The sequence below is a fragment of the Streptomyces sp. CoH27 genome (assembly GCF_020181035.1).
GTDB classification, from domain to species: Bacteria; Actinomycetota; Actinomycetes; order Streptomycetales; family Streptomycetaceae; genus Streptomyces; species Streptomyces camelliae.
The window spans coordinates 96,017-106,583 of sequence record NZ_JAIQYY010000015.1 but is presented as its reverse complement, the minus strand read 5'-3'; the positions used below and the strand labels follow the sequence as shown (position 1 = coordinate 106,583).

The following is a 10,567-nucleotide window of genomic DNA, read 5'->3' as shown; positions in this document are numbered from 1 at the left end:
TCTCCGAGACGGCGCCGACGAACGTGGTCTTGCCCACGCCGAAGCCGCCCGCCACCACGATCTTCGCGGAGGTGGTGGAGCGGGAAGGACCGCCGCTAGAGCTTGCGAAGTCCACTGAGCACCCTTTCGAGCAGTGTCACGTCTGGCTGGCCACCGGCGTTCTCGTCGCCGCCGGGCTGATGGATGGCGACCAGGCCCGCCTCCGCCAAGTCGGCGACGAGGATCCTGGCCACGCCGAGGGGGATTGTCAGGAGCGCGGAGATTTCGGCTACCGACTTGATCTCACGGCAGAGGTTGCAGATCCGCTGATGCTCGGGCAGTTGACCCTGCATCTGGTGCGGAGCGGCGGTGGTGTGCACCAGTGCCTCGATGGCGAGCTGGTAGCGCGGGCGGGTCCGGCCGCCGGTCATGGCGTACGGACGCACCAGGGGGTTGTTCGATGCCGACGCGGGCGCCGGCTCGGGGCGGCGCTGCGGCTGCACCGGCTGGATGCGGGGGGCCGGGGGCTGGTCGTACGGCGACGGGCCGGGGCCCTGCGGCGCGTACGGCTGCCGGTGGCTGGGGGCGGAGGGGAAGTTGTACCGGTTCGCCGAACCGTCGCCCTGGCCCTGGGCAGGACCGTACGACCAGTTACCCGAATGCGAACCGCCTGGGGGTGTTGCCACTTTCTCCTCCTCCGACTGTGCCGGGCACCCATCGCTGTGGAGCCGCGTCCCGAAACCTTACGGCCCCGGGACGCGGATACGCACCGTCCGCTTTCTAGTTGAGAAGGCTCCCCTGGAGCTCCGCACGGAGATCCGGGGTCAGGACCGTGCCCGCGCGGTCCACCAGAAGGGCCATCTCGTACCCGATGAGACCGATGTCCGCTTCCGGGTGGGCCAGCACCGCGAGCGACGAGCCGTCAGAGATGGACATGATGAAGAGGAATCCCCGCTCCATCTCCACAACCGTCTGGTTCACACTGCCCCCCTCGAAGATGCGGGAGGCGCCTGCCGTCAGAGACGTCAGACCGGAGGCGACGGCCGCGAGCTGGTCGGCGCGGTCGCGGGGGAAGCCTTCGGACATCGCCAGAAGGAGTCCGTCGGCGGAGACCACCACCGTGTGGGACACCCCCGGGGTGTTGTCCACGAAGTTGGTGATCAACCAGTTCAGGTTCTGTGCCGCCTGGCTCATCGGGCTCACACTAACGCTCCTGGTTGTAGGTGCTGTCAGGACCGAAGCCCTGGCCGTTCGTTTCACTGCCTGCGCTGCGTCCGCGTTGGACACCTCGACGCAGGTTGCTCAGCCTGCCCCGGACGTCCTCCGGGGCGCGGGAGACCTGTGGGCCCCCCTGGGGGGTGGTTTCGGCGGAACCCTCGACCAGGTTGGCCTTGGGCACCCGCCGCGGCAGACCCGAGGCGGTGACCCCGCCTGCCTTCGGCTTCCGGAGCTGCGAGGCCTGCTGCCACCGCTCGTCGTTCGCCGAACGCCAGGTGCTGTCGCCGTTCGCCCCCGGAGCGTCGCCCGGTACGGGAGCCGGTGCTTCCCGCTGCACGCGCGCCGTGCCGTTCGGGGCACTCGTCGAGCCGGCGGAGCCACTCGCGGCGGACCCGCGGCGGGGCAGCCCGGCGTCGGTCAGCTCGTGGGCGGCGGGAGAGGCCGGTCCCGGACGGTCGAAGCCTACGCGGTTCTGCTCACTTGCGTCAGCGGCCTGCGAGGATTCCGTTTCCGGAGCGTACTGGGCCGGATAGCCGTTCGTGTAGCTGTCCTGCTGGGGCCAGTCGTCCTGGTAGGAGTGCGCCGGGGCCGGCTCGGCGTACGCCGGATCGGGGTAACCGCCGCCCGCGGGTGCCGAGAAGCCGTCGTTCTGCGGCAGGCCGCCGTTCGGCGCGAAGAACTGGTCCTCGTACGAGCCGCGCTGCCGCTCCTCGTACGAGCTCTGCTGCGGCTCCTCGTACGCCTGCTCCTGGAAGGCCTGCGGAGCCTGCTCCGGGAAGGTCTGCTGCCCCGGCTTCGGGAAGTTCTGCTGCGCCGGCTCCTGGTACCCCTGCTGGGGCAGGTCCGTGTACGTCTGCTGCCCGTCGAACAGCGGGTCGGCGTACGGCGCGGGCGCCGCGGTCTCCGCCTGCGACTGCTGCGGCTCGGCCGGCTGCTGCCCGTGGCTCTGGGCCTCCAGGGCGGCGCGGCGCTCCTCACGCATCAGGGAACGACCGACCGGGTCCAGCTCGCGGATGTCGTCGGGGACCTCCACGTACCGGCTGTCGTCGAAGCCGAGCTCGGCCGCGGTGCGCATCGGCTGCGCCTGGCCGAAGTTCTCACCCTGGAACTGCTGCTCCGGGATGATCTGCGAGACGGTGAACTCCTCGCGGTCCAGCGGGGCCTCGCCGCCACCGCCGTGCGTGATCGCGTCCGGCAGCATGACCAGCGAGGTCGTACCGGCCTGCTCGCCCGAGGGGCGCAGCTGGACGCGGATGCCGTGCCGGTCGGACAGGCGCCCGACCACGAACAGGCCCATGCGCTGGGAGATGGCGGCGTCCACGGTCGGCGGGTTGGCCAGCTTGTGGTTGATGTCCGCGAAGTCCTCGGCCGTCAGACCGATGCCCTTGTCGTGGATCTCGATCATGATGCGGCCGTCGGGCAGCCGGGTCGCGGTGACGCGGACCTTGGTCTGCGGGGAGGAGAACGTCGTCGCGTTCTCCAGCAGCTCGGCCAGCAGGTGCACGAGGTCGGTGACCGCGCGGCCGTGGATCTCGGCCTCCGGCACGCCGGACAGCTCGATGCGCTCGTACTGCTCCACCTCGGAGGAGGCGGCGCGCAGCACGTCGACCAGCGGGACCGGCTGGTCCCAGCGGCGGCCGGGCTCCTCGCCCGCGAGGACCAGGAGGTTCTCGCCGTTGCGGCGCATACGGGTGGCCAGGTGGTCTAGCTTGAAGAGGTTCTCCAGCTGGTCCGGGTCGGCCTCGTTGTTCTCCAGGTCGGTGATCAGGGTCAGCTGGCCCTCGATCAGCGACTGGTTGCGGCGCGAGAGGTTGGTGAAGATCGCGTTGATGTTGCCCCGCAGCAGGGCCTGCTCGGAGGCGAGCCGGACCGCCTCGCGGTGGACCTGGTCGAAGGCGCGGGCGACCTCGCCGATCTCGTCCTTGGTGGTGATCGGGATCGGCGCGACCCGGGTGTCGACCCGGCCTGGATCGGTGCGGGAGAGCTGGTCGACCAGCATCGGCAGGCGCTGCTCGGCGATGCCGAACGCGGCGTTGCGCAGCTGGCGCATCGAACGGCTCATCTGGCGGGCCACCGTACCGGCCAGGATGAAGGCCAGCAGCAGGGCGACCACGACGACGCCACCGGTGATGAACGCGGAGTTCTTGGCATCGTCGGCGATCGACGAGGCCTCGCTCACCGCCTTGTCGGCCATGCCCGACTCGATGTCGCGGTAGGCGTTGAACTTGAGCGTGTTGACCGCCCACCAGTTCTCCGCGGTGATGCCCTTCTGGGCGAGCAGCTGACGCGCGGCGGGGTCGGTGGAGTCCAGCGTGGCGAGCGCCGTGACCATCTTCTGCGGGTCGGACGGCGGCGGGATGTAGTTCGGGTCCTTGGCCTTGGCCTGCTGGGCCATCGTCGCGGCCTGGGTCTGGATGTCCTTCTTCTCGGCGTCCAGCTTGTCCGCGTCGGCCTGGGTGCCACCGCCGACGTACTCCTCGACGGCGATGCCCTCCAGATAGGCGTACGAGGAGATGGCGACGCGCTGGCTGGCGAGGTTCGGGGCGTCGGGGCCCGGCTTCACCAGGATGTGCATGCCGATCGACCGCTCCAGCGACAGCGCCGCCTTGGTGAGCGAGATGGCGTAGACGGTACGGCCGTAGGAGGTGATGTTGCCGGTGCCCAGACCGAGCTCGTTGGCGAACTCCATCAGCGGGTGGGCGACCTTGACGTAGCCCTCTTCCGTCTGCACGCCGGTGAACTTGGTCGTGTACGCGCCGGCGCGCAGCGTCTGCAGGAAGGGCTCCGCCTCGCGGAACAGCTTCAGCCGGCGCTCCAGGCCCGACGTGTGCGGCATGCTCTGTGCCGCCTGGTCGAAGGCGTCGGCGGCCTTGTCGGTCGCGTCGCGGGCCGCGGTGACGGTCGCCTTGTCCTGGGCGGTGGCGAGCTTGCCCTTCAGCAGCGGGGCCGCGGTGGTGTCCCGCTCGTTGTAGAGAGCGTCGGCGTACGACAGCGAGGCGCGCACCAGGCGGGCGGTGTTCTCGGCGTCGCGGGCCTGCTGCCAGGTGTCGATCGAGTTCTTCACCTGGAAGCCGCCCATGACGAGGCCGACCGCCACGGGTATCAGGAGGATCGCGTTCAGTCTGGTCGGCACGCGCCAGTTGCGCGGGGAGAAACGACCGCCGCTCGACGCCGGAGCGGCCGCCGGTTCCGCACCGGTGACGGGGGTGGGCGCCGCAGCGCGCGGCGGCGGGGTGAAGTTGCCCCGTGCCGACGGCTCGGGACCGTTCTTGCTTCGCCTCACTCGACCAACAACCTCTCGGCGGTCGGCACCTACGTCGTGCCGCAGTCTCTCAGAGCCCGGTTCGTCATCGACCACGTAGTACGTCGTTGACTATTGGGCAGTTCAGGCATTCCAGCACGTGGACCAGTGCTCTTCCAAACAGTGAAAAGCCCGAGTACCGCTCTTGTAAGTCATAGATAAAACGGTCATAAAGAGCGAGCCCCGCCAAAAGGCGGGGCGTTCGTGAGCGCAGCGGTACAGCCTGACTGCGTCGCGTGGTGATACCCGGGGATTCCTCTGCCGAACTGTTATGAACACCGGAGCCGACCGTGTCAAAGGCCACAGTCGACTCCGGTCCGTTTACGACAACTGCCGTATGGCACGTCGTACTTGAGTACGTATGGGTGTGCCGGCTACCGCAGACGTGCCATCAGCGCGTGTTCCACCAGCGTGATCAGCGCACTCTTGGCGTCCGCGCGGTGGCGGGCGTCCGTCGTGATGATCGGGGTGTCGGGCCCGATCTGCAGCGCTTCCCGCACTTCCTCGGGGGCGTAGGGCTGCTGGCCGTCGAAGCCGTTGAGGGCGACGACGAAGGGCAGGCCGCTGTTCTCGAAGTAGTCGACGGCCGGGAAGCAGTCGGCGAGGCGCCGGGTGTCCACGAGCACCACCGCGCCGATCGCGCCGCGTACCAGGTCGTCCCACATGAACCAGAAGCGGTCCTGACCGGGGGTACCGAAGAGGTACAGGATCAGGTCCTGGTCGAGGGTGATGCGGCCGAAGTCCATGGCCACCGTGGTGGTGGTCTTGTCTCCGGTGTGGGTGAGGTCGTCGATGCCGGCCGACGCGGACGTCATGACGGCCTCGGTGCGCAGCGGGTTGATCTCCGAGACGGCGCCGACGAACGTGGTCTTGCCCACGCCGAAGCCGCCCGCCACCACGATCTTCGCGGAGGTGGTGGCCCGGCCCGCGTCAGAGCTTGCGAAGTCCACTGAGCACCCTTTCGAGCAGCGTCACGTCCGGAGCGCCACCGTTGTTCTCGTCGCCACCAGGCTGGTGGATGGCGACCAGGCCGGCCTCGGCGAGGTCGGCGACCAGGATCCGGGCCACACCGAGCGGCATGGCCAGCAGCGCGGAGACCTCCGCGACCGACTTGACCTCACGGCACAGGTGGCAGATGCGCTGGTGCTCCGGGAGCAGTCCCATGAGCGCTGCCGGGTCGGCCGTGGTGCTGATCAGGGCCTCGATGGCGAGCTGGTAGCGCGGCCGGGTCCGGCCACCGGTCATCGCGTACGGACGCACCAGCGGCTGGTCGCCCTCGTCCCCGTACGGCTCCGCGTACGGATCATGATGGGCGGTGGGCGGGGTCATGAATCCTCCGGGCGGGACAGCAGGTCGGTCGGTCAAGCCGTCTGTCAGTGGCCGGTGGGGGGATTGTGGCGGCCGGACGGTGGTTTGGTGAGGTGGGTGGTGCCGGGGGCGGTCAGTGGAGCAGACTGCCTTGGAGTTCGGCGCGCAGGTCCGGGGTGAGTACCGCACCCGCGCGGTCCACGAGCAGTGCCATCTCATAGCCGACGAGGCCGATGTCGCACTCCGGGTGGGCCAGGACCGCGAGGGACGACCCGTCGGAGATGGACATCAGGAAGAGGAAGCCACGCTCCATCTCCACGACCGTCTGGGCCACGTCGCCGCCCTCGAAGATCCGGGAGGCCCCGGCCGTCAGCGAGGTCAGCCCGGAGGCGACCGCCGCCAGCTGGTCGGCGCGGTCCCGCGGGAAGCCCTCGGACATCGCCAGCAGAAGGCCGTCGGCGGAGACCACCACCGTGTGCGACACCCCGGGGGTGTTGTCCACGAAGTTGGTGATCAACCAGTTCAGGTTCTGTGCCGCCTGGCTCATCGGACTCAACTAACGCTCCTGCTGGTGAGTGGGGCTCGGGAAGCTGCCGGTCTGACCGTTTCCGGCCTGACGGCCCTGAGCGATGCCCCGACGGAGATTGGTCAGCCGTCCGCGTACGTCGTCAGGCGCACGCGACACCTGCGGACCGACCTGGTGCTGTTGCTGCTGGGCCGTGCCCGGGACGAGGTTCGCCCGGGGCACCCGGCGCGGCAGGCCGGAGGTGGTGATACCGCCCGCTGCGGGCTGCCGTACGCGCTCGGCCTGCCGGACGAGTTCGTCGTTCGGCGAGGTACGCCACGATCCGGTGGCCGCGCCATTGGCGTTGGTGTTGCCGTTCCCGTTGGTGTTGCCGTTGGAGCCCCGCTGCGGAGCGGGCGCCTGCGGCTGCTGCCGGTCCTGCCCGCTCTCCGCCTGCGGACCGCCGTGGAACCAGTTGGTCTCCAGCGTGTCGTACAGCGGGGTACGGCCGTCGCCCTGGCCGCCGGCCGGCGGCAGGGCCCACCCGTCACCCGGGCCCCGCCCGTCGACGGGCCGCTGCGGCTGCTGTGCCTGCGGGGCGGGCGGGCGCGGGGCGCCGAAGTCGTCCCGGGCGGGCGGCTGCGGGCGCTCGAACTGGCCGGTGTGCGCCGGGTCCTGCCGCACGGGCAGGGCGTGCTGCCCGGTGGAGCTGCCGTCGTAGCCGGCGCCGTAACCGCCGTCGTACGCCTGCGGAGCCGGGAACGCGCCGGTGTTCTGCGCGCTGTCGTCCTGCCGCGCGGGCGCCGGGGTGCCGAAGACGTCGGAGCGGACGAACGATCCCGAGCCCTGCGGATCCTGCTGACCACCGTGGCCGTCGAACCCGCCCGGCAGCTGCGGAGCCTCGGGACGGGCGAACTGGCCGGTCTGCTGCGCGCTGTCCGGGCGCGGGAACTGGCCGGTCTGCTGGGAGCTGTCGGGCAGGGCGAACTGGTCGCTCTGCCGGGGGCTGTCCGGGCGGGCGAACTGGCCGGTCTGCTGCGGGACGTCGGGCCGCGGGAACTGGCCCGTGCCCTGGGCGCCGCCGTAGCCGTTCAGGTCCGCGCGCGGGTACTCGCCCGTGGTGGACGGACCGTGGTCGTCCACCCGGGGTATCTCCGCGGTCGCGCCCGGACCCTGCCGGTCGTCGATGCGCGGCATGCGCGCGGTGTGCGCCGGGTCCTGCTCGTCGTGGCCGCGCGGGGTGTCCAGCGAGGCGCGGGACTGCGGGGCCCCGGAGTCGCTCCAGCTCGGGGTGCGCGGCTGCGGGTCGGCGCCGGGCAGTTCGGCCCGCGGACCGCCGCGCGGCGGCAGCTGGGGCTGACGGCCCTGGTCGCCGGAGGCACCGGGCCGCTGCGGGCCACGGCCGCCGAAGGCGTCACCACCGAAGGTGTTCTGCTGCGGTCCGCCCGGGTTCGTCGCCTGCAGACCCTGCGGGGCGCCCGGCGCCTGACCGCCGAAGCCGCCCGCACCGGAACCCGCGGGCGCCGGGCGACCCTGCTGGGGTCCGCCGAAGGCACCGGGACCGCCGAACGCACCGGCACCGCCCTGGGGGCCGCGCGCTCCGCCCGGCGCACCGGGACGGCCGCCCTGGCCCGCGCCGGGCAGCGCGGCCCGGGGACCCTGGCCGGCGCCGACCTGACCGCGCGGGGCGGGACCGGCACCGAGCAGACCACCGCCGGCCGGGGTGCCGCCGAGGGCACCGCCGCCCGCGTTGCCGGTCTGCCGACGGGCCGCGGCAGCACCCGCGGCGGCCTGCGCGGCGGCCGGCCCACCGGTGCCACCGGGCGCGCCCGGCTTGCCCGGAGCGGGCTTCTTGCCACCCTGGGCCACGTCCACGGGCAGCATGACCAGCGCGGTCGTACCACCGGAGTCGGACGGACGCAGCTGGATGCGGATGCCGTGGCGCTGCGACAGCCGGCCGACCACGAACAGACCCATGCGGCGGGAGACGGAGACGTCCACGGTGGGCGGCGAGGCGAGCCGCTCGTTGATCGCCGCGAGGTCCTCGGGGGACAGGCCGATACCGGTGTCGTGGATCTCGATCAGCACGCGGCCGTCGGGCAGCGCGTGACCCGTCACCTTCACCTTGGTCTGCGGCGAGGAGAACGAGGTCGCGTTCTCCAGCAGCTCGGCGAGCAGGTGCACGAGGTCGTTGACGACACGCCCTGCGACCTCGGTGGTCGGCACGGAGGCCAGCTCGATGCGCTCGTACTGCTCCACCTCGGAGGCGGCGGCACGGAGCACGTCGACCAGCGGGACCGGGCGGGTCCAGCGGCGGCCCGGCTCCTCACCGGCGAGGACGAGGAGGTTCTCACCGTTACGGCGCATACGCGTCGCGAGGTGGTCGAGCTTGAACAGCGAGGACAGCTGGTCCGGGTCGGCCTCGCGGGACTCCAGTTCGGAGATGAGCGACAGCTGACGCTGGATGAGGCCCTGGGAGCGGCGCGAGAGGTTGGTGAACATCGCGTTGACGTTGCCCCGCAGCAGGGCCTGCTCGGCGGCGAGGCGGACCGCCTCGCGGTGCACGTCGTCGAAGGCCGCGGCCACCTGGCCGATCTCGTCCCGGGAGTGCACACCGACCGACTCCACGGAGGTGTCGACGTCCTGCGGGTCGGACTCCGACAGCTGCTTGACCAGCTCGGGCAGCCGGTCCTGGGCGACCTTGGTGGCGGTCTCCTGGAGCCGGCGCAGCGAGCGGATCATGGACCGGGCCACGACGAACGCGCCGACCAGCGACACACCGAGCACGAGCAGGATCAGCGCACCGGAGATGATGGCGTCCTGCTGGGTGGCGCTCTTGAGCTCGCGGGCCTTCTGCTCCATCTCTTCGAGCAGCGTGTGCTCGATCTTCTTCATCTGCTCGATCTTGGTCGAGCTGTCGTCCACCCAGTCGCGGTACGACCGCGCCGGCAGCTGCTGCATACCGCTGGAGGACTCGAAGGCGCGCTTGGCGTAGGTGTCGGCGGACTCGATCGTCGGGTTGCCCTCGTCGATCGGCTTGAGGAGTTCCTCGGCGTTCTGGCTGGCGTAGATCTTGCGGAAGATCGCCAGCTCGGAGTTCTCGCTCTCGTACGCCGACTGGCCGTAGAGGCGGTCGTTGTCGGAGAGGTCGCCCTTGGTCGCGGTGGTCGCGGGCAGTGCGGCGGCGATCGTCGCGCGCTGCACGGAGGCGTACTCCTTGGCGGTGGAGAAGGCCGCCAGGGCGCGGGTGCGGGAGATCATCTCCGGGTTGCTGGACGCCTCGGCCATGTCCTGGGAGAGGCTGATCAGCTGGGTGATCAGGCGGTGGTACGACTCGATGGTCTGGGTCGAGTTGTTCTGCGACTGGTAGGCCGAGCGGCGGATCTTGGCCAGGTCGTCCAGCTGGTTGGCGAGGCCGACGAGCGCGTCGCGGACGCCCTGGAGGTTGCCGCTCTTGCTGGCCGCGTCGATCTGCTCGGAGGCGTTGAGGAAGTTCTCGCGGGCCCGGTCGGTCTTCTCCTGGTAGCCCTTGACCGTGTAGTCGGTCGCCTTCAGGCCGTGCGACAGCGGACCGGCGGACTGGTCGCGCTCCTCCTGGAGCGCGGCGGCCAGCTCGGTGGCCTGCTTGGTCATGTCCGTCAGCAGCTTCATGTTGTCGAGCTGCTGGATGTCGTTGATGTTCTGGTCGATGCGCAGCGCGCCCAGCGAGGTCGCGGCGACCACGGGGAGGGCGAGCAGGGAGACCAGACGCGTGGAGATGCGCCAGTTGCGCAGCGCCATGCGTGAGCCGGCGCCGGTGGAGCCCTTGGCGGGCTTCACGGTCGGCGTGGGGGCCCCGGAGCCGCCGCCGGTGGCCGACGCCGTGGCCGAGGCGGCCGGTCCGGGCGCGCCGGGACGCCCGCCGCGCTCACCGCCGTCCGGAGTCGGGGCCGGGCCCGGGTTCTGGGCGTGCTGGGGGGAGGAACCGCCCTTCATGGGGCCAGTCCCGTCGTGCGGCTCCGGCTCCGCCGAAGCGCTGCCATCCCTCTTGAAACGTCCCTGCACTAGCGTCGCAACCTCTGGACCAGGCACCCCTCCGCGCGAACGGAAGGACACGGTGTCGGCGTTGTGGAGAGCGCCCTGAATACGCCCCCCGGTGGTCTTGAGTGACCGCCCTCGTTCCCCCTGTTCTCGCCCGCCACTCGGCGCTGCTTCGCGCCCCCTGTGCGCCGGCTCGATCCTGCGGCGGTCCGTGGAATTCCAGCACAGTGCCGGAT

At 71.0% G+C, this 10,567-nt stretch carries 7 protein-coding genes and 1 pseudogene; all 8 read right to left on the bottom strand.

The window, feature by feature from the left end; all coding sequences use genetic code 11:
• Positions 1 to 115: pseudogene (locus LE548_RS25760) on the bottom strand (ATP-binding protein); the annotation flags it as partial.
• Positions 96 to 665: a DUF742 domain-containing protein gene (locus LE548_RS25755; protein WP_158925175.1), complete on the bottom strand. Its 570-nt coding sequence runs from the start codon at positions 663 to 665 to the stop codon at positions 96 to 98. The pseudogene LE548_RS25760 and the gene LE548_RS25755, both read right to left, overlap by 20 nt.
• Before the next feature lie 94 nt (positions 666 to 759).
• Positions 760 to 1,173 (bottom strand): roadblock/LC7 domain-containing protein, encoded by a 414-nt coding sequence (locus LE548_RS25750; protein WP_004983065.1) that lies wholly within the window; start codon positions 1,171 to 1,173, stop codon positions 760 to 762.
• Positions 1,174 to 1,183: 10 nt separating this feature from the next.
• Entirely contained in the window at positions 1,184 to 4,480 is a 3,297-nt protein-coding gene (locus LE548_RS25745; protein WP_225099323.1) for a nitrate- and nitrite sensing domain-containing protein, read from the bottom strand.
• A 392-nt stretch (positions 4,481 to 4,872) separates the two neighbouring features.
• On the bottom strand, positions 4,873 to 5,448 hold the full coding sequence (locus tag LE548_RS25740; protein WP_133930189.1) for an ATP/GTP-binding protein: 576 nt from the start codon (positions 5,446 to 5,448) through the stop codon (positions 4,873 to 4,875).
• Positions 5,429 to 5,827, bottom strand: a complete 399-nt coding sequence (locus LE548_RS25735) for a DUF742 domain-containing protein (protein ID WP_009190816.1) — start codon at positions 5,825 to 5,827, stop codon at positions 5,429 to 5,431. The genes LE548_RS25740 and LE548_RS25735 overlap by 20 nt, the downstream gene beginning before the upstream one ends.
• Before the next feature lie 112 nt (positions 5,828 to 5,939).
• Positions 5,940 to 6,353 (bottom strand): roadblock/LC7 domain-containing protein, encoded by a 414-nt coding sequence (locus LE548_RS25730; protein WP_121890767.1) that lies wholly within the window; start codon positions 6,351 to 6,353, stop codon positions 5,940 to 5,942.
• Positions 6,354 to 6,362: 9 nt separating this feature from the next.
• A complete protein-coding gene (locus LE548_RS25725) occupies positions 6,363 to 10,355 on the bottom strand; it encodes a nitrate- and nitrite sensing domain-containing protein (RefSeq protein ID WP_225099322.1) in 3,993 nt (1,330 codons plus the stop codon).
• Between the last annotated feature and the right edge of the window lie 212 nt (positions 10,356 to 10,567).

What these genes read in the sequence shown, in the direction of transcription:
- LE548_RS25750 (WP_004983065.1), bottom strand. Translation starts at nt 1,173, where the DNA reads ATGAGCCAGGCGGCACAGAACCTGAACTGGTTGATCACCAACTTCGTG.
- LE548_RS25735 (WP_009190816.1), bottom strand. Translation starts at nt 5,827, where the DNA reads ATGACCCCGCCCACCGCCCATCATGATCCGTACGCGGAGCCGTACGGG.
- LE548_RS25730 (WP_121890767.1), bottom strand. Translation starts at nt 6,353, where the DNA reads ATGAGCCAGGCGGCACAGAACCTGAACTGGTTGATCACCAACTTCGTG.